The following is a 19,294-nucleotide window of genomic DNA, read 5'->3' as shown; positions in this document are numbered from 1 at the left end:
CAAACAAGGACCCCATGGACACCACCGCCTGGCAGCTCTGGTTGATCGCCGCCATCGTCCTGGGCGCGCTGGAGATCAAGCTCTCCGGCTTCGTGACGCTGTGGCTCGCCGTGGGCGCGCTGATGGCCTCCCTGACGGCCGGGGCGGGCCTGGGCCTCAACAGCCAGATCTTCGTCTTCACCCTGGTGTCCGCCGTCCTCTTCGGCGCGTCCCGCACCCTCTTCAAGAACGTTTTCATGCGGGACGCCGAGCACTTGAAGACGGGCGTGGAGGCGATGCTGGGCCAGGAGGCCGTGGTGACGGAGGCGCTGGCGGACGGACACGGGGGCACCGTGCGCATCAACGGCGAGCTGTGGATGGCGCGCTCCCTGTCCGGGCCCCTGCCCGAGGGCGAGCGCGTCACCGTGGAGCAGATCGAAGGCCTCAAGTTGTGGGTGCGACGCCCGTCGGCGTCCAACGAAGTCGCGCTGCAACCGGCGCGTCGCAAGAAGAAGGAGAATGAAGGATGGGACTGACGATTGTTCTGCTGTTCCTGGCCGCCGCCGTCGTGTTCGGCATCGTCACCGGGGTGCGCATCGTTCCCCAGGCCAAGGTGATGGTCGTGGAGCGGCTGGGGAAGTTCCACCGCGTGGCCTCCAGCGGCCTCAACATCCTCATCCCCTTCATGGACAGCCCGCGCGCCATGGAGATGCGCGCCGGCAACCGCTTCACGCGCAACACCCTGGTGGACCTGCGCGAGCAGGTCATGGGCTTCGAGACCGTGCAGGTCATCACCCATGACAACGTCAACATGGAGGTGGGCTCGGTCATCTACTACCAGATCGTCGACCCCAGCCGGGCGCTCTACCAGGTGGAGAACCTGGCGCTCGCCATCGAGCAGCTCACCATGACGAACCTGCGCAACGTCATGGGCGGCCTCACGCTGGATCAGACGTTGACGAGCCGCGAGACGGTCAACACCAAGCTGCGCATGGTGCTGGACGAGGCCACGGAGAAGTGGGGCGTGAAGGTGACGCGCGTGGAGCTGCGCGAGATTGAACCGCCCCAGGCCATCAAGTCCGCCATGGCCAAGCAGATGACCGCCGAGCGCGAGCGCCGCGCCGAGGTCACCAAGGCCGAGGGCGACAAGGCCGCCGCCATCCTCCAGGCCGAAGGCGAGAAGATCTCCCGCATCCTGCGCGCGGAGGCCGAGCGCGACGCGGAGATCGCCCGCGCGGAGGGCCACAAGCGCGCCGTGATGCTGGAGGCCGAGGGCAAGGCCGAGGCCACCCGCCTCACCTTCGAGGCCATCCACACCGGCCGGGCCACGCCGGAGGTGCTCGCGCTGCGCTACCTGGAGACGCTCCAGGAGCTGGGCAAGGGCGACAACAAGATGTTCGTCCCCTACGAGGCCACCGCCGCGCTGGGCTCCATCGCCACGCTGAAGGAGGTCTTCGCCAACGACGCCCCGGCCGCCGCGCCCCAGCCCCAGCTTCCGGCCCGCGCCCCGTCGGCCGCCGCGCTGAGCGCCCAGGCCCTGGCCCGCAACGCCGCCGCGAGCGCCACCCTCCCGGCCACCCGCCGGGTGCAGCCGCCCCCGTCGGACGAGTAGCGCGGGAATCGTTGTCAGGGCACCGGCGTTTCTTACGTCGGTGCCCCTTGTCACGGCACCCGCCCGGCCCTTGTCATCCGCCCGGGCGGTGCCCCATGCTGCACCCGAAGCACCGGCTGTCCACGTGGGGAGAGGTCAGAGCTCTCCCCCTGAACGAGGTACGCGGAACCTTGAAGCTGTTCGCCTGAAACCCCGGTCCCTGGCTGTACCCCGCCGCCCATGCGTCCTCACCGGACGTGTGCGCTGGCTTCCGGTTTCAGGAGTCGCTTCAACATGCCCTCGTCCTCCTCCGTGCGCGCGCACCGCGTCTGCTTTTCGTTCACCGATGCCATCCCCGTCCTCACCGACGTGGAGTTCCACCTCGCCCCCGGCTGGACGGGCCTCGTCGGCCCCAACGGCGCCGGCAAGTCCACCCTGCTGCGCCTGCTGTCCGGGGAGCTGAAGCCCACGTCCGGACAGCTCCAGTTCGAGCCGGACTCGCCGCTCGTGTGGCTGTGTCCGCAAGGAGTGGAGGCGCTCACGCCCGACATCACCACCTTCGCGGACGCCTGGGACGCGCTGGCGCGCAGGCTCCAGGGCCAGCTGGGTCTGGACGTCACCGCGCTGGAGCGCTGGCCCACGCTGTCTCCGGGAGAGCGCAAGCGCTGGCAGGTGGGCGCGGCGCTCGCCCGCGAGCCGGACGTGCTGCTGCTGGATGAGCCCACCAACCACCTGGACGCGGAGGCACGGGCGTGGCTGGTGGCCGCGCTGCGCCGCTTCCGGGGCGTGGGCGTCGTCGTGTCCCATGACCGCGAGCTCTTGGAGACGCTCACCCAGGCCACGCTGCGCGTGCACGGCGGCGAGGCGCACCTGTACCCGGGCGCCTACTCCGCCGCGAAGGGCCACTGGGAGGCGGAGCGCGAGTCGGAGATCGCCGCCCACCAGCAGTCCAAGGCGGAGCGGGACCGGGCCGCGCAGCTTTTGGACAACGCCCGGCGCGAGCACCAGGGCGCCACCCTGTCGCGCAGCACGTCGCGGCGGATGCGCAACAAGTACGACAGCGACGCGCGCGGCCTGGGGCCCTCCACGCTGGCGAGCTGGGCCGAGTCCCGCCTGGGCCACCAGGTCACCGTGAAGCGCCGCGAGCTGGAGCGCGCCGAGGCCGCGGTGGGCACCTTCACCGTGGACAAGACGGTGGGCCGCTCCGTGTTCGTGGACTACGTGCGCTCGCCCAACCCGTGGCTCTTCACGTTCGACACGCCGGGACTGAAGGCCGGTGACGTGGAGGTGCTGGGCCCCACGCGCCTGGACGTGGACCGCGAGGCGCGCATCCGCATCGAGGGGCCCAACGGCGCCGGCAAGACGACGCTGCTCAAGGCCCTGCTGGAAGAGGCGCGCGTGCCTCGCGAGAAGCTCCTGTACCTGCCCCAGGACCTGGGCACGGAAGAGACGCGCGCCCTGCTCGACGGGGTGCGCGAGCTGCCCCCGGAGGAGCGCGGCCGGGTGATGTCCCTGGTGGCCGCGCTGGGGGTGGATCCGCACCGGCTGCTCGCGTCCGGACAGCCGTCGCCCGGCGAGGCGCGCAAGCTGGCCATCGCGCGCGGCCTGGGCCAGCACGCCTGGGCCCTGGTGCTGGACGAACCCACCAACCACCTGGACCTGCCGTCCATCGAGCGGCTGGAGGCGGCGCTGCACGACTACCCGGGCGCGCTGCTGCTCGTCACCCACGACGCGCCCTTCGCCCGCTCCTGCACCACCACGCGGTGGCGGGTGGCCAACGGACGCGTGGAGGTGGAGTGAAACAGACTCTGTCCGGAAAACACTGAAACTTGTTTTTCGTCCCGGTGTTTCACTCCTAGAAAAGACGTGCAGGCCCGGCGGATGTCACACCGGGCCTGTACCGTCTTCTCCCCCCATTCCAGGAGTCCGTATGTCTCGGCGTACGCCGCCATGGCGGCATTCGTGTCTCTTCATCACGGGCGCGCTCGCGCTCACCGGCTGTTCCAGCGGTTCCACCCCGGAGGAAGCCCCTGAGATGGCGCGGCAGGCCGGCGCGCTCATGCCCGGGCCGGACCTGCGCATCACGGAGCTGACGGCTCCGGACAACACGAAGCCCGGTCAGTCCACCACCGTCACCGCGAAGGTCTGCAACACCGGTGACCAGGCCGTGTACTCCAACACCCAGTTGGAGGTGTACCTGTCCACCACGCCCACGCAGCAGGTGCCCGGGCCGGGGACGCAGCCGCCTCCCACCAGCCAGCTCACCCAGGGCCAGACGGACGTGGGCCCGGTGTCCGCGGGCCAGTGCGTCACCCGCTCGCTGAGCATCTACGTCAGTCCCCCCGCGGGCTTCACGGGCAACGGCGTCTACTACCTGGGGGCCAGCATCGACACCCTGAAGATGGTGGCGGAGTCGGACGAGACGAACAACGGCTTCGTGAAGGGCCTGATGGGCGTGGGCCTGCGGCCGGACCTGGTCGTCACGAAGGTGGACTCGCCGGCGAGCCTGGCGCCGGGACAGCCCTTCAGCGCGTCCGCGACCGTGTGCAACGTGGGCACGGAGTACAGCCCCAGCGGCTCCGTGGAGCTGTACCTGTCCTCGGTGAACGGGCTGACGCCGCCGCAGTCCAGCCCGCCCCCCAACACGCAGCTCATGGTGGGGAGCGCGCCCTCGGGCGGCCTGGAGGCGGGCCAGTGCCGCGCGGTGGCGCTCACCGGCTACGCCCAGACGCCGCCGTCCGTGCCGCCGGGCACGCCGCTGTACGTGGGCGCCATCGCGGACGCGTCGTGGATCGTGACGGAGCTGCGCGAGGACAACAACACGTTCGTGCAGGGCCTGGTGGGCGTGGGCTACGGCCCGGACCTGACCCTCCGCTCCGTGACGGGGCCCGCGAGCGCGCGCCAGGGCGATTCCTTTCCCGCGACAGTGACGGTGTGCAACACGGGCACGTCGTCCTCGCCGCAGGCCGACGTGAGGGTGCTCCTGTCCACGGTGCCGTCGCTGGCGGCCCCGGGGACCCAGCCCCGCCCCATGACGGAGTTCCCGGTGACGAACTTCAGCGTGCCGGCGATGGTGAGCGGACAGTGCGCCACCCGCACGGTGCAGGGCCCCGCCATCCGCCCGCCCGCGAATCCCAGCGAGCAGCCCCTGTACCTGGGCGCCGTCGTGGACCTGCCGCAGGGCGTGGCGGAGCTGCGCGAGGACAACAACACCCGCGCGGACACGCTGATGGGCGTGGGCACGCGGCCCGACCTCACCGTCGTCTCGCTGGACGTCCCCGCCAACGCGCCGTCCTACGGGCCGCTCGCGGTGTCCGCGAAGGTCTGCAACGTGGGCACGACGCGGTCCAACGAAGTGCCCGTGGAGGTGTACGTCACGAACGAGCCCTCGCTGAGCGTCGTGTCCGGTCTGCCGCCCATGTCCCGCATGCCGGTGGGCACGGTCAACGCGCCGGCGCTGGAGCCCCTGGAGTGCGCCACGCGGCGGGTGAGCGGCTACGCCACCGTGCCGGGCGGGACGGCCATGCCGAACCCGGTGCTGTACGTGGGCGCCATCGTGGACCCGATGTCGTCCCTCCCGGAGCTGCGTGAGGACAACAACGTGTCGCCGCTGTCCCGCATCGGCCTGGGCTCCGGCCCGGACCTCGTCGTGCGCACGCTGACGGCGCCCTCGAGCGTCAAGCCCGGCACCTCGCTGTCCACGAACGTGAAGGTCTGCAACGAGGGCACCCAGCCCTCCGGGCCTTCGACGGTGGGGCTCTTCCTGTCCACCACGGACTCCGTGACGGCGTCCATGCAGGGCCCGCCGCCGCCGTCGCAGGTGATGGTGGGCACGGTGGAGGTGTCGTCGCTTTCGCCGGGCGCCTGCGCGTCGTACCCGAAGACGGTCTACGCCACCCTGCCCCCGGCGGCCGCGCCCGCGCAGCCGCTGTATCTGGTGGCCGTGGCGGACCTGAACCAGCAGCAGGTGGAGCTGCGCGAGGACAACAACACCCGCGTCGCCGGCACGCTCATCGTGGGCAATGGTCCGGACCTGGTCGTGTCGGACGTCACCGGCCCCTCCAGCGTCATCCCGGGCGGCCCCCTCACCCTCAACGTCACGGTCTGCAACGTGGGGACCGAGCCGGCGGGGCCCTCGTACGTGATGGGCGTCCTGGCCGTGGAGGAGATGCCGTCCCATCCGTTCCTGCCTCCCCCGGCCTCGGAGTCCGTTGTCGGAATGACCTCCGTGTCCGCGCTCGCCGTGGGCCAGTGCGTGACGACGCCCGTGAGCGGCTCCGCGTCCATGGCGCCCAACGTGGACCCCGCTTCCCCCCGCTACCTGGGCGCCCGCGTGGACATGTCCAATCAGGTGATGGAGCTGCGCGAGGACAACAACACGCGCATGACGTCGCGGATCGCCGTGGGCAACGGTCCGGATCTGGTCATCCGCTCCGTGAGCGCGCCCGCGACCGTCCCGCCGTTCAACATGTTCACCGCGCAGGTGAAGGTGTGCAACGAGGGCAGCGCGGCCTCGTACGGCTCCGCGCCGCTGGATCTGCTCATCACCACGGAGACGTCGCTCTACACGCCCGCTCAGGGCCAGCCTCCGTTCACGCAGGTCCAGATGTCCGCGGGCAACGCCATGGTGCCGGCGCTGTCCGTGGGGCATTGCACCACGCTGTCCGTCCAGGCCTCGGCGGTCCGCCCCTCCGCGGCCACCCCCGGTCAGCCGCTGTACCTGGGCGCCTTCGTGGACGGGCCCAACTCGCAGTCCGAGGTGCGTGAGGACAACAACACGCTGACGCGCGACGCGCCCATCAGCCAGGCGCAGTAGGGGATTCCTCCGAAAGAGAATCCCTATCGTTTGAGATGAGATTCGCCGGCCGGAGGGCACCCCGCCTCCGGCCGGCGTTTGTCTTTTCTGCGGAGGCTGGGCTGGGGGACGCCACCCTTCCTGCCCTGGCGGCGCACGCCTGCGTGACGTCGACGGTGAGTGCGTTCGTCCCGGGGGTCGGTGGCAGGCCGGGCACGCAGACGTTCTTCCTGGGCGCCAGGTCCCGCCGCTGGGCAAGCACAGCAACGGCTTCGTGCGCGGCACCCTCGTGGTGAGCAGTACGCCGTAACCGCACTCCACGGTACGCAGGTCAAGCGGACGCCAGCCGGGGTCTTCAAGAACCCCGGCCGGCGTATGTCATTCGGATTCGAAGCGCCTTGGCTTTTCGCCTGTCAGGGCATGCATTTAGTGTCCGACCAGCGTCGGACCCGGCCCGGCTGCCGGCGCTTCGTCGATTTCACATACCCCCAAGGAGAACACATGCAACGGCACTCGCCGTCATGGAGACACGCGTGTCTGCTCATCGCGGGCACGCTCGTCATCACCGGCTGTGGAAGTGAAGGCGCGTCGTCCAACGCGAACCCCGCCCGCGGTCAAAGCCATCCATTGGACCACGGTCCCGACCTGGTCATCACCTCGCTGCGCGCCCCCGACAGCGTTCGCGACGGGGATGACTTCACCGCCAGCGTGAAGGTCTGCAACCAGGGCTCCGCGGCCGCGTATCCCCAGAGCGGCGGCACGTTCGTGCAGCTGTACCTGTCCACCACGGCCACCCAGCAGGTTCCCGCCCCCAACGCGCCGCCCCCGGCCCAGCAGGTCACCGTGGGCGAGGTGGAGGTGGGGCCGCTGGAGCCCCAGCAGTGCGTCACGCGCACCGTGACCGCCCACGCGCAGGTGCCTCCCGGGCAGCCCGGCACCGCCTTCTATCTGGGCGCCAGCGTCGACACGGGGCAGGCCGTGGCGGAGCTGGATGAGACGAACAACGGCTTCGTGCGCGGCCTGATGGGCGTGGGCCTGGGCCCGGACCTCGTGGTCTCCGAGGTGAAGACGCCCGCGAGCGTCCGGACGGGACAGTCCTTCCTCGCCGACGTGCGCGTCTGCAACGTGGGCACGGAAGACTCGCCCTCCTCCGACGCGGAGCTCTACCTCTCCACGCTGGACACCTTGAGCCTTCCCACGCCGGGCGCGCCGGTGGATGTCCAGGCGCCGATGGGCATCGTCCCCGTGCCGCCGCTGGAGGCGGGAAGCTGCATCACGGTCCGGACGCAGACGTTCCCCCAGATTCCCCCAGCGGCCACCCAGCCCGAGCAGCCGCTGTACGTGGGCGCCATCATCGACCCGCGTCAGGAGCACTCGGAGCTGCGCGAGGACAACAACACGCGCGTCGCGGGCCGGCTGAGCGTGGGCCACATGGCCGACCTGGTGGTCACCGACGTGACGGGGCCCATGAACATCTCTCCGGGGCGCCCGTTCTCCGGCTCCGTGACGGTGTGCAACGTGGGCACGGACCGGGCCATGGAGGTGCGCGCGGAGGTGGTGCTGTCCACGGAGGCCGCGCTGCCCGCCTCGCAGCCGGGCTCCCAGACGGAGACCCTCGTCGGCCAGGCGCAGGCGCCGGGGCTGGATGCCGGACGGTGCGTCACGCTGCCGGTGTCCGGCTACACGTACCCGCCCCCGGCCTTCCAGCAGGGCATGCCGCTGTACCTGGGCGCCCGTGTGGACGGGATGCAGGACGTCCCGGAGCTGCGTGACGACAACAACACCTTCACGAAGGGCCCCGTGCGCGAGGGCTATACCCCCGACCTGGTGGTGCGGTCGCTGAAGGGCCCCGCCAACGTCCCGGGGTACTCTTCGTTCCCCGTCGAGGCGAAGGTCTGCAACGTGGGCACGGCGAACCTGTATGGCTACGCCCATCTGGAGTTCTTCCTCTCCACGGAAGCCGAGCTGACGATCTCGCCGTCGTCCGGGACCTCCCCCACGCCAACCCAGGCCCCGGTGGGCGGGACGGACGTGTCCTACCTCCCCGTCGACAAGTGTCAGACGGTGCAGGTGAACGCCTACCGCAACTTGCCCATGGAGGCGCAGCCGGGTCAGCCGCTGTACCTGGGCGCGGCCATCGACGCGTTCCAGAGCGTCCAGGAGATGAACGAGGACAACAACACGTTCATCCAGGGGCGGGTGGGCACGGGGCCGGACGCGGACCTGGTGATCACCGACGTGCGCGCCCCCGCGAACATCCAGGACGGCCAGTCCTTCACCGCGACCTATACGGTCTGCAACCAGGGCACCGACCCCGCGTACAGCTACGGGGTCTCGCTGTTCCTCTCCACGGAGACCGCGCCGCCCGTGTCGCGGCCGTATCCGGCGCCCCCCGTGTTTGGGCAGCTCCCGCGGGCCTACGCCTTCCAGGGCCGCGCCCAGCGCAACGTGATCCTGGCGGCCGGGCAGTGCATGACCCAGCGCTCCACGTTCCAGGCCTCGCGTCCGATTGACTCGATGCTCTCGCCGTTCGAGCGGCCCCTGAACCTGAGCGCGGTCGTGGACATGCAGCAGTCCGAGCCGCGCATGGACAACAACGGCTTCGCCGCGGGCATCGTCGGCATGGGCAGCGGGCCAGACCTGGTCATCACCGAGCTCCAGGGGCCCGCCAGCGCGCGGCACGGGGAGACCTTCACCAGCAAGGTGAAGGTCTGCAACGTGGGCACGGGGCCGCTGGGTAGCGGCGCGCGCGTGGCGGTCTACCTGAGCGTGGACGACACCCTGCCGGCGCCGGATCCGCTGGCGTTCCCGCCCATGCCGATGGGAGGCCAGAGGTTCGTGGGTGACGCGTCCCTGCCACCGCTGGGCGCGGGGGCCTGCACCACGCAGCCGATCTCCGGGTGGGCGGATTCGCCGCCCGACGCGATCCCTTTCCGTCCGCTGTACCTGGGGGCCATCGTCAACCGGGAGGCGATGCCGCAGGAGCTGCGCTGGGACAACAACACGTTCGTCGCGGGCGCGATGGGCGTGGGCTACGGGCCGGACCTGGTGGTCACCGCGGTGGAGGCCCCGCCCACCGTCGCGCCGTGGGAGCCGTTCGCCACCACCGTGCGCGTCTGCAACGTGGGCACCGAAAGCGTGAGCTCCACGGAGGTGGCGCTCGTCGTGTCCACGGAGGAGACCTGGAACCTGCCTCCGCAGGGCTCGCCGCCGCCGTCCCCCAACGACCCCAGCCAGTCCATGGCGGGGTACCTGAACGTCGCGCCGCTCGAGGCCGGGCAGTGCGTGAGCACCCTGGGGATGGTGTCCGTCGACCGGCCCTCGGGAGCGTCACCGGAGCAGCCCCTGTACCTGAGCGCCGTCGTGGATCCGTTCCAGACCCGCACGGAGCTGCGCGAAGACAATAACGTCTTCACGCAGGGCCGCCTGGGCGTGGGGACGGGGGCCGACCTGGTCATCACCGCGCTGACGCCGCCCGCCAGCATCCGGTACGGCCAGTCCTTCACCGCCACCCTCACCGTCTGCAACCAGGGCTCCCTGGCCTCGTGGGACAACCTGCCGGTGACGCTGCACCTGCTGTCCCATCCCCAGCTGTCCCTGCCTCCGCAGGGCACGCACCAGCAGGTGCCCTTCGATGAGTACCTGGGCGATGTCTCCATTCCCCAGCTGGCCGCGCACACCTGCCGCACCCTGCCGGTGACCGGCACCTTCTACGGGTACACGAGCGCGGATCCGCTCACGTACTACGTGGGGGCCACCGTGGACCGGTACTGGATCGCCCCGGAGGTGCGCAAGGACAACAACACCTTCGTCGGGCCGCGCGTGGGCGTGGGGGACGCGCCGGACCTCGTCATCACCGCGATGGGCGGGCCGGCGAACCTCGAGCCCTACGGACAGGCGCAGGTCCCCGTCACCGTCTGCAACCAGGGCACGCAGCCCTCTTCCACCCGGACGGTGGACTTCTTCCTCTCCACGTCGTCCACGCCGCCGGAGCTGACCTTCCCCGGTGGAGATCCGGCCTCCAGCGTGTCCCTGGCGGGATCCGTGGAGATTCCGTCCCTGCCCGAGAACGCATGCGCGACGCGGGAAGGCCTCCTCCAGGCCATTACGCCCGCCGCGGAGCCGGAGGCGCCCCTCTTCGTGGGGGCTTTCGTGCGCGCGGGGTCCCCCAACGACGAGCTGCGCACGGACAACAACGCCTTCGTGCGGGGCCGCATCGGCGTGGGGTTCGGGCCGGACCTGGTCGTCACGGAAGTCGTCGCGCCGTTCGCCGTGCGCAGGGGTGAGACGTTCTCCACCACCGTGACGGTCTGCAACCAGGGCACGCAGCCCTCAAGCTGGAACAGCCAGACGAAGCTCCTCCTCTCCACCCAGCCCACCCTGGCGTTCCAGGACGAGATGCCGGACGCCTCCACCCAGGTGCCCCTGGGCGAGCTGGACGTGGACTATCTGGGGGCTGGGGTCTGCACGACGCGCCAGCTCTTCATCACCGCGGACACGCTGCCCGGCGACCAGAACTCCGGGCTGTTCTACCTGGGCGCGCTGGTGGACGCTCAGCGGGGGGTGACGGAGCTGCGCGAGGACAACAACGCCTTCGTCGAGAGCTTCCTCGCGGTGCTGCCGTAGCCCCACGCTGCGGGACGTAGGACGCGCGGGCGCCGGCCGGGGTCTTCACGAGCCCCGGGCGGCGCTCCACTCGCGGTACCACGCCACCAGCCGGGCCACGCCCGCGTCCACGGACACGCGCGGCGTGAAGCCCGTCTCCGCCTCCAGCCTCGATGTATCCGCCCACGTGGAGACCATCTCCGCGGGCGCCGGGGGCACGGACGTCACGCGGGCCTTCGCGCCCCAGTGCCGCGCCAGCAGGCCCACGAAGTCACCCAGCGCCACCGGCTCGCCATGGCCCACGTTGAGCAGCCTGTGCGGCGGGCTCCCCGACGGCGGCCGGTCCAACACGCGCAGCACGGCCTCCGCCACGTCGTCCACGAAGGTGAAGTCGCGCCGCATCCGCCCGTCGCCGTGCAGCCTCAAGGACTCTCCGTTCGCCAGCGCGCGCAGGAAGAGCAGCGGCGCCATGTCCGGACGTCCCCACGGCCCGTACACCGTGAAGAAGCGCAGGCCGCTGGTGGGCAGCCGGTGCAGGTGGCTGTACGCGTGCGCCATCAGCTCGTTGGCGCGCTTGGTGGCGCCGTAGAGGTTGAGCGGCTGATCCACGGGCGCGTCCTCGCGGAACGGAGCGGGCGTGGCCGCACCGTACACCGAGCTGGAGGACGCGTAGACGAGGTGCTGGACGCGCGCCTCGCGGCAGGCCTCCAGCACGCGCACGAAGCCCGTCACGTTGGTGTCCGCGTACGCCGGGGCCTCCGCGTCCGGGGCCCGCACGCCCACGCGCGCGGCCAGGTGCACCACGCCCTCCGGACGCGCGGCCATGAACGCCTCGCCCAACCGGGCCGCGTCGGTGATGTCCCCGGCGAGGAAGGTGAAGCCGCGCGCCCCGGACAGCCGCTGGAGGCGGGAGCGCCGCAGCGCCACGTCCCCGGGGGCCGCGTCCAGCGCGTCCAGGCCCACCACCGTGTCGCCCCGGGAGAGCAGCCGCTCGCAGACGTGGGCGCCGATGAAGCCCGCCGCGCCCGTCACCAGGACCCGCATGTCACGGCACCACCTGCACCGCGTCGATGACGGCCCGGCGCAGGAACGAGTTCCAGTCCGTCGCGGACTGGTAGGCGCTCACCACGGGCTGCGAGCGGAATGTGTCCGTCCAGAGGACCTGGCCGTTGGGGGCCACCATGCCCAGCCGCAGCACCACGTCCACCCGGTTGAGCACCGTCGCGCCGGACACGTCCAGCCAGTCCAGGATGACCACCACCGCGGCCTCGGCCTTGTTCTGCTGGATGAAGGACGCCACTTCATCCGTGAGCGGCACCGGGGCCTGGGACTGGCGCGTGGCCACGACCTCGAAGCCGCGCGAGAGCAGCTCCGCCTCTGTCTGGCGGGCCAGCACCGTGCGCGGGTTGCTCTCCCCGATGATGTCCTGGCGGAACGAGCCCGTGGGCAGCACGTCCACGCGCGAGCCCGACACCACCACCACCTTGCGGATGGCTCCCTCCGGGCGCACCTGCCGGGCGGCGCAGGCCGGGAGGACGAGGGACACGAGGAGCAGCGGGAGGAGTCGTGCGGGGCGCATGCCGTCACGCTAGGCCACAAGCGGCGGGGCCTCCACCCCGACCGCACCCGCCTGCCCCTCAATCGAACAACCCCTGCAGGTAGAAGTCCCCGTCCCGCCCGTCCCGGTACACCCAGGCGGGCCCCAGCCCCTCGAAGTGCACGCGGTAGTAGTCCCGCTGGTACGGGGTGTCCGTCCACCACTCACCACCCAGGCGCTCCGGCCCCGCCATCGCCGTCACCCGGTGCCGCCGTCCCGCGAGCCGCGCCGCCAGCAACTCCCCGGACGCCGTCACCTCCGCGTCCAGCCGGGCCGGCCGGGCCAACAGCCGCGACGGCCGCTCCCGGGCCGCGCCCGTCTCGCGCCAGACGGTGATGGGCGAGGCGGGCTCGGTCGCCGGAGCCAGCGGTCCGGACGGGGACAGCAGGCCGCGCCGCGCCTCCGGAGGATGGAAGGCCCGGGGCGAATGCGCGGACTCCGGCCGGTGCACGGCCTCCAGGGACGCGGAGAACAGCGCCCCCTCCCCCAGCGTCGTCGCCAGCCGCGACAGCACGCTTTCCAGGGCCGCGTCCCCCTCCGGCGCGTCCCCCAACGCCAGTTGCTGGCCCAGGTCCTCGTCGTGCGCGTCCACCCGCACGGCGACCTCCGCCACCGGCCGCTCCAGCCGCAGCTCCCCCAGCCGGTGCCGCGCCAGGTCCAACAGCAGCTTCGCCCGCGCCGTGGGCCGCGCCAGCAGGAGCGGCACCTGGGCCTCGCCGGTGGGGTCCAGCCGCAGCACGAAGGTGAGCCGCACCGCCGCCCGCTGCCGCCCGGACAGCCGCGCGCCCAGCCTGTCGAGCAGCGTCTTGAGCGCGAACTGCACGGGCTCGAAGGTGTCCGCGGGCGCGTCCAGCACCACCCGGTCCTCCAGCACCTCCTCCAGTGGCTCCGGCGTGAAGGGCGTGTCGTCCACGCCCCGGCACCGCGCATGGGCCCGGGCCGCGGCCGCGCCTCCACGCGCCGTCACCGCGCCGGCCGGCAGCGCCGCCACCTCGCCCAACGTGGACAACCCCAAAACAGAGAAGGCCTTCGCCGCCGCGTCCTCCAGCGCGCCCAGCGGCAGCGGCGCCAGCGCCCGGGCCCCCTGCCCCTGGGACACCACCACCACCCGCTGGGAGCCATACCGCGCCAGCACCCGCGAGGTGAACGCCTCCGACGCCACCGCCACGTGCGCCCGGTAGCCCTGCTCGCCACAGAGTTCCAGCACGCGCGCGCCCAGCTCGCCTTCGCCCCCCACCAGGTGCGCCGCGCTCGCGTCGAACCACAGCCCGTCCGGCGCGTCGCGCTGGAAGCCCGGGCACAGGCCGAGCAGCGACTCCCCCAGCGCGGCCAGCGCCTGGGCCTCGTCCTTCAACCGGTAGGGGAAGCCGCGCAGCTCGGGCTCCAGCGCGGTGGCCGCCGTCAGCGTCATCCCCGGCCGCACGCCCACCTTCAGCGCGCGCGTGGAGGCGAAGGCCACCCGGCGCTGGCCGCGCACCTCCTCCACCAGCACCAGTGGCTGGCCCGCGAGCGCGGGCGATTCAATGACCTTGCGCTGCACCGGGAAGCGCGTGACGTGCAGGTAGCCCCTCCGCATGGCCCACCCTCCTCCGTGTCAGCGGCCGTCCGGGGACAGCGCGCTCCCCAGCGAAGGCATGGGCGCGTCCCGGCCGGGGCGCTGGCCCAGGATGCCCAGGCCGTTGCGCACGCGGTCGGAGGCGTCCCGGTAGAAGCCCGGCCCCGCGTCCCCGGGCGCCTCCACGTCCGCGTCCAGGAGCCGCGCCCCGGCATCCAGCCCCACCTCCGGGTAGAGCTCCCGCCAGGGGCTCACGACGCGCGTCCCCACGCCTCCGCCCCGGCTGCGCTCCAGCTCTACGGACCAGCCCTGGACGCCCCGGGCCTCCAGCCGCAGCCGCGCGAGCCCGTCCGCGGGCGCCTCCGGCGACGTCAACAGCAGCACCAGCGTCCCGCCCCGCGCCGCCGCGTCCGCGAGCTTGCGCGCCTCCGTCAGGGCCAGCCGCTCCGGACGCCCCGGGGCGCCCACGCCGAGCGTCAGGTCCACCACCACCGTGGTGAAGGTCCCGCTGCGCGCCAGCTGCACGGCGGCCCACACCCGCTGCGCGAAGGCCTGGGGCCGCACGACGAGCAGCCGCTCCAGGTCCACGCCCAGCGCCGCCGCCGCGGGGGGATAGAGCTCCTTCGGGCCGTCCACCCACGCGCACAGGCGCAGCTCCCGGTGCGCGGACGCCACCGCGCGCAGCGCCAGGCTGGTGCGCCCCGACGCCGCCTCGCCGCACAGCTCCACGGAGTGCCCCAGCGGCAGGCCGCCTTGAGGCAGGAGCGCGTCCACCGCGTCCACGCCCGTGCGCAGCACCGACAGCGCGCGACGGGGCGCCGCCTGCAACTGGCGGATCCGTTCGCGCAGCTCCTCCACCACCGCCAACCCCGACCGTTCGACCGCCGCGCCCATGGGACCTCCTCGCCTCGCGCACCGCGCGCGCATGGGGCCAGTATCCGAAGCCGTCTGACACCCCAGCAGGCGTCATTCCGAGCGGACCGGACCTGTCGCGTCGGGTGCTCCGCTCGACGGTGGAGGCCGGATCCGCGCGCATCTTTTTTTCGCACCGGACATGACAGGTCACGTGCCCAAGCCACGAAAAAGGGCCCCGCGTCCTTCGCGGGGCCCTTCGGGTACGGCGCGGCGGATCAGCTCCGGGCTACCCGGCGCACAGCACCTTCACCTCCACCTTCGTGTCGCCCACGCGCCGCAGGCACGGGCCCAGGAAGAAGATGCGCGCGGAGCGGTCGCCACTGGGCGGCTCGTAGCGGAAGTCGCCGTTGGACGCCGTGCACGTCTGCACGGAGCCGTCCGCGCGCGTGACGTACACCACCGCGAGCCGCGGATCCGGCAGGTTCACCACGGCCACGCTCTGCGCCACCGTGGCCAGGTCCGCGATGTCCAGCAGCGTCTGCCGGTAGCTGGGCTTGCAGATGGAGTCCAGGTTCGCCCGGGTCGCGTCGAACGCCTTCGACATGTCGCTCTGCCGGTAGCCGGGCCCGTAGGACGTCGGGCAGTCGACGTTGCGCACGTTCGTGGTGCCGCCCGTCGTGTCCACGATCAACTCCGCGCGCTTGTCCGTCACCGCCACCGGCCCGATGGTCGCCCACAGCACCTCGCGCGACGCGCCCTGGCTGTCATGCAGGCTCTGGAAGTCCTGGTAGTACTCCGCCACCGGGGTCAGCTTGTCCCCCTGCGCCGTGCACGCGTCCACGGCCCGGTCCACGCCCAGCGCCACCGGGGGCGGGCGCTCCTTGGAGCTGCAGTCCTCCTCGTCGGACACCACCACCACCAGCAGGCGGGAGTCGTCCCGAAGGAAGCCCCCGTTGCCCCCCTCCTCCAGGGGCTTGCTGGCCAGGGGCGAGGCGACCGCCAGCCGCACCGCTTCAAAGGGCGCCTCCTGGCCGCTGCCGGAGGTCCCCTGGTCCACCAGGCGCTGGAACTTGGGCAGCAGCAGCGGATCCGAGCCCTCGATGAAGCGCTCGGCGGTGGGCTGGTTCGCCTCGTCCCTCACCGGCTGCAGCCGGCCCTCCTGATCCGGGAAGGAGCGGATGACGTCCCCCCCGTCCGGGAAGACCTGGCGCTGGTACACGGAGGTGGTGATGACCCCCACGCGGAAGTCCTGGGACACACCGTTGCCCTCCTTCAGCGCGGCCAGGAAGGCGGGCAACTCCGTGGCGATGCCCTGCTGCTCCTCGCTCATGGATCCGGAGTTGTCGATGACGAAGAGGATGTCCGTCTTCTGGGGGGCCACCACCGGAGGGGTCGCCTCGCAGGCGTCCGGGACCGTGGAACCGTCGTCATCCACGGGGGAGTGGCATCCGAGCGCCAGGAGCGCGGACAGCGACATCAGGTGGGCGCAGGTGTGGAGCTTCACATCGTCCTCCAGTGCGGGGACGCGCGCTCGCGCACCGCATCAGGCGTGAGAGGGGGCGAGCATGCCCCACCCCTTCGCCGGACGCGAGACTTCTGGGCCGTTACATAGAGGAGCGTCGTACAGAAGACGAGGCACGGAAATAACGCACATCGCGTTTGCCATGTCCCGTTTGGTTGTTACGTTGGTTCATCCGTCGCAGAAAACAACCGGATGGTTCACCGGCCCGGCCGCTTGCTGACCGGGTTCAAGCAAGGAAGAGGCCGAACTCCCATGTCTGACGAGAAGAAGAAGGGCACCGCGGCCAGCGCCATGCCCACCGCGATGGCCCCTCCGGGGCTCATCAACAAGGAAGACATCCCGCAGGTGCTGCCCATCCTGCCGCTGCGCAACAGTGTCTTCTTCCCCGGCGGTGTGCTGCCCCTGGCCGTCGGCCGCCAGAAGACGATCGCGCTGATCAAGGACGCCGTCCGTGACGACCAGGTCATCGGCGTCGTGACGCAGCGCCGCGCCGAGGAAGAGGATCCGGGCGCGTCCGACCTGTACACGATGGGCACCGTCGCCCGCATCGTGAAGCTGCTGAAGATGGGCGAGGACAACTACTCGCTCGTGGTCCAGGGCCTCGCGCGCTTCCGCGTGATGGAGCTGGTCCAGGAAGCGCCCTACCTGAAGGCCCGCGTCGACGCGGTGGAGGACAAGACCTCCAGCGAGAACGTCGAAGTGGAGGCCCTGGGCATCAACCTGAAGAAGCTGGCGCGCGAGGTCATCGAGCTGATGCCCGAGCTGCCCGCCGCCGCCACGGAGCTGGTGGAGAGCATCACGCATCCGGGCCACCTGGCGGACCTCATCGCCGCCAACGTGGACGTGCCCATCGAGGAGAAGCAGGCCGTGCTGGAGACGGTCGACCTCAAGGCGCGCATGAAGCTCGTCCTGGAGCTGCTCAACCGCAAGCGCGAGATCCTCAAGCTCTCCAACAAGATCGACTCCGCCGTGAAGGGCGAGATGTCGAAGACCCAGCGCGAGTACTACCTGCGCCAGCAGCTCAAGGCGATCAAGGAAGAGCTCGGCGAGATGGGCGAGGAGGAGGAGGAGCTCGACGAGCTGCAGGAGCGCCTGAAGAAGGCCGCCCTGCCTCCGGAGGTGGAGAAGGTCGCCCAGAAGGAGCTCAACCGCCTGAAGACGATCCCGGCGGCCTCCAGCGAGTACACCGTCGCGCGCACCTACCTGGACTGGATCGCGGACCTGCCGTGGTCGAAGGTGTCCGAGGACAACCTCGACATCGAGAACGCGCGCCAGCAGCTGGACAAGGATCACTTCGGCATCAAGAAGGTGAAGAAGCGCATCCTGGAGTACCTGGCCGTCCGCAAGCTGAAGAACGACATGCGCGGGCCCATCCTGTGCCTCGTCGGTCCCCCGGGCGTCGGCAAGACGTCGCTGGGCCAGAGCGTGGCCAAGGCCACGGGCCGCAAGTTCGTGCGCCTGTCGCTGGGCGGCGTGCGTGACGAGGCCGAAATCCGTGGCCACCGCCGCACGTACGTGGGCGCGCTGCCGGGCCGCTTCATCCAGAGCATGAAGAAGGCCGGGACGAAGAACCCGGTCATGATGCTGGACGAAATCGACAAGCTGGGCGCGGACTTCCGCGGCGACCCGAGCGCGGCGCTGCTGGAGGTGCTGGACCCGGAGCAGAACAGCACTTTCAGCGACCACTACCTGGACGTGGCGTTCGACCTGTCGAAGGTCATGTTCGTCGCCACGGCGAACCAGCTGGATCCCATCCCCGGGCCGCTCCGCGACCGCATGGAGATCATCGAGCTGACGGGCTACACGTTCGAGGAGAAGCAGGCCATCGCCCGCATCCACCTCGTGCCGAAGCAGCTCAAGGAGCACGGCCTCAACGGGGACCACATCGAGGTGCAGGACGAGGCGTTGCTCATCCTGACCACGTCGTACACCCGCGAGGCGGGCGTGCGTAACCTGGAGCGCCGCATCGCGGACATCTGCCGCGCGGTGGCGGTGGAGGTGGCCGGCGGCAAGCTGGAGAAGCAGGTCATCGGCGCGGAGCGCGTGAAGGAGATCCTCGGGCCCGAGACGTTCTACTCGGAGGTCGCGGAGCGCACGGAGGTTCCCGGTGTGGCGACGGGCCTCGCGTGGACCGCGGCGGGTGGCGACCTGCTCTTCATCGAGGCGACCAAGATGGCGGGCAAGGGCGGCATGACCCTGACCGGCCAGCTGGGTGACGTGATGAAGGAGTCCGCCACGGCGGCGCTGAGCTACCTGCGCAGCAAGGCGGAGTCGCTCGGCATCAACCCGAACTTCCTCGAGAAGACGGACATCCACCTGCACTTCCCCGCGGGCTCCATCCCCAAGGATGGTCCTTCGGCCGGCGTCACCATCCTGACCGCGCTCACCAGCCTGCTGACGGGCATCCGGGTGCGGCACGACACGGCGATGACGGGTGAGGCCACGCTGCGCGGCCTGGTGCTGCCGGTGGGCGGCATCAAGGAGAAGGTCCTGGCGGCGCACCGCGCGGGCATCAAGCGCGTCATCCTGCCGGAGCGTTGCCGCAAGGACCTCATCGACGTGCCGGACCAGGCGAAGAACGAGCTGGAGTTCATCTTCGCCACGCACATGGACGACGTCCTCAAGGCGGCGATGGAGACCTCTCCGTTCAAGGAGGGGGCGATTCCGGCCACCACCACGGACACGCCTCCGGCGGAAGTCCGGGCGTAACGGCGAGCTCCGGCTCCTGAAGTGACGCGGGCAGGTTCCTTCACGGGGACCTGCCCGTCGTCTTTGCGGGGCCGCCCTGCCCTGCC

General features: G+C 71.2%; 11 protein-coding genes. 6 read left to right on the top strand and 5 right to left on the bottom strand.

Going from position 1 to position 19,294, the window contains the following annotated elements:
- Positions 1-14 precede the first annotated feature (14 nt).
- The 5 genes from JYJ93_RS21885 (at position 15) to JYJ93_RS21865 (ending at position 10,991) form a co-directional block, all read left to right on the top strand.
- Entirely contained in the window at positions 15-515 is a 501-nt protein-coding gene (locus tag JYJ93_RS21885; protein ID WP_206794266.1) for an NfeD family protein, read from the top strand.
- Positions 506-1,591, top strand: a complete 1,086-nt coding sequence (locus JYJ93_RS21880) for an SPFH domain-containing protein (RefSeq protein ID WP_206794264.1) — start codon at positions 506-508, stop codon at positions 1,589-1,591. The genes JYJ93_RS21885 and JYJ93_RS21880 overlap by 10 nt, the downstream gene beginning before the upstream one ends.
- 273 nt (positions 1,592-1,864) lie before the next feature.
- Positions 1,865-3,370: an ATP-binding cassette domain-containing protein gene (locus JYJ93_RS21875; RefSeq protein ID WP_206794263.1), complete on the top strand. Its 1,506-nt coding sequence runs from the start codon at positions 1,865-1,867 to the stop codon at positions 3,368-3,370.
- Positions 3,371-3,500: 130 nt separating this feature from the next.
- On the top strand, positions 3,501-6,386 hold the full coding sequence (locus JYJ93_RS21870; RefSeq protein ID WP_206794261.1) for a CARDB domain-containing protein: 2,886 nt from the start codon (positions 3,501-3,503) through the stop codon (positions 6,384-6,386).
- 480 nt (positions 6,387-6,866) lie between these two features.
- On the top strand, positions 6,867-10,991 hold the full coding sequence (locus tag JYJ93_RS21865; RefSeq protein WP_206794259.1) for a CARDB domain-containing protein: 4,125 nt from the start codon (positions 6,867-6,869) through the stop codon (positions 10,989-10,991).
- A 45-nt stretch (positions 10,992-11,036) separates the two neighbouring features.
- Here JYJ93_RS21865 and JYJ93_RS21860 read toward each other — a convergent pair whose 3' ends face one another.
- The 5 genes from JYJ93_RS21860 to JYJ93_RS21840 form a co-directional block, all read right to left on the bottom strand.
- Positions 11,037-12,014, bottom strand: coding sequence for an NAD-dependent epimerase/dehydratase family protein (locus JYJ93_RS21860; protein WP_206794257.1), 978 nt, complete (start codon positions 12,012-12,014; stop codon positions 11,037-11,039).
- A gap of 1 nt (position 12,015) precedes the next feature.
- Positions 12,016-12,549: a hypothetical protein gene (locus JYJ93_RS21855; protein ID WP_206794255.1), complete on the bottom strand. Its 534-nt coding sequence runs from the start codon at positions 12,547-12,549 to the stop codon at positions 12,016-12,018.
- Between the two features lie 58 nt (positions 12,550-12,607).
- Positions 12,608-14,143, bottom strand: coding sequence for a DNA polymerase Y family protein (locus tag JYJ93_RS21850; protein WP_206794253.1), 1,536 nt, complete (start codon positions 14,141-14,143; stop codon positions 12,608-12,610).
- A gap of 18 nt (positions 14,144-14,161) precedes the next feature.
- Positions 14,162-15,016 carry a recombinase RecA gene (locus JYJ93_RS21845; RefSeq protein WP_206794251.1) on the bottom strand — a complete coding sequence of 285 codons (855 nt, stop codon included), beginning with the start codon at positions 15,014-15,016 and terminating at the stop codon, positions 14,162-14,164.
- A 247-nt stretch (positions 15,017-15,263) separates the two neighbouring features.
- Positions 15,264-16,481 carry a vWA domain-containing protein gene (locus JYJ93_RS21840; protein ID WP_206794249.1) on the bottom strand — a complete coding sequence of 406 codons (1,218 nt, stop codon included), beginning with the start codon at positions 16,479-16,481 and terminating at the stop codon, positions 15,264-15,266.
- A gap of 270 nt (positions 16,482-16,751) precedes the next feature.
- On the opposite strand from JYJ93_RS21840, the gene lon reads away from it, so the two are divergent.
- Entirely contained in the window at positions 16,752-19,208 is a 2,457-nt protein-coding gene (gene lon / locus JYJ93_RS21835; RefSeq protein ID WP_206794248.1) for an endopeptidase La, read from the top strand.
- The last annotated feature ends 86 nt before the right edge of the window (positions 19,209-19,294 follow it).

It is taken from the genome of Corallococcus sp. NCSPR001, assembly GCF_017309135.1.
Lineage (GTDB): Bacteria > Myxococcota > Myxococcia > Myxococcales > Myxococcaceae > Corallococcus.
This window is presented reverse-complemented; position numbering and strand designations above follow the sequence as displayed.

Coding starts and splice junctions, on each gene's coding strand:
- JYJ93_RS21885 (WP_206794266.1), top strand. CDS start 15: ATGGACACCACCGCCTGGCAGCTCTGGTTGATCGCCGCCATCGTCCTG.
- JYJ93_RS21880 (WP_206794264.1), top strand. CDS start 506: ATGGGACTGACGATTGTTCTGCTGTTCCTGGCCGCCGCCGTCGTGTTC.
- JYJ93_RS21875 (WP_206794263.1), top strand. CDS start 1,865: ATGCCCTCGTCCTCCTCCGTGCGCGCGCACCGCGTCTGCTTTTCGTTC.
- JYJ93_RS21870 (WP_206794261.1), top strand. CDS start 3,501: ATGTCTCGGCGTACGCCGCCATGGCGGCATTCGTGTCTCTTCATCACG.
- JYJ93_RS21865 (WP_206794259.1), top strand. CDS start 6,867: ATGCAACGGCACTCGCCGTCATGGAGACACGCGTGTCTGCTCATCGCG.
- JYJ93_RS21860 (WP_206794257.1), bottom strand. CDS start 12,014: ATGCGGGTCCTGGTGACGGGCGCGGCGGGCTTCATCGGCGCCCACGTC.
- JYJ93_RS21855 (WP_206794255.1), bottom strand. CDS start 12,549: ATGCGCCCCGCACGACTCCTCCCGCTGCTCCTCGTGTCCCTCGTCCTC.
- JYJ93_RS21850 (WP_206794253.1), bottom strand. CDS start 14,143: ATGCGGAGGGGCTACCTGCACGTCACGCGCTTCCCGGTGCAGCGCAAG.
- JYJ93_RS21845 (WP_206794251.1), bottom strand. CDS start 15,016: ATGGGCGCGGCGGTCGAACGGTCGGGGTTGGCGGTGGTGGAGGAGCTG.
- lon (WP_206794248.1), top strand. CDS start 16,752: ATGTCTGACGAGAAGAAGAAGGGCACCGCGGCCAGCGCCATGCCCACC.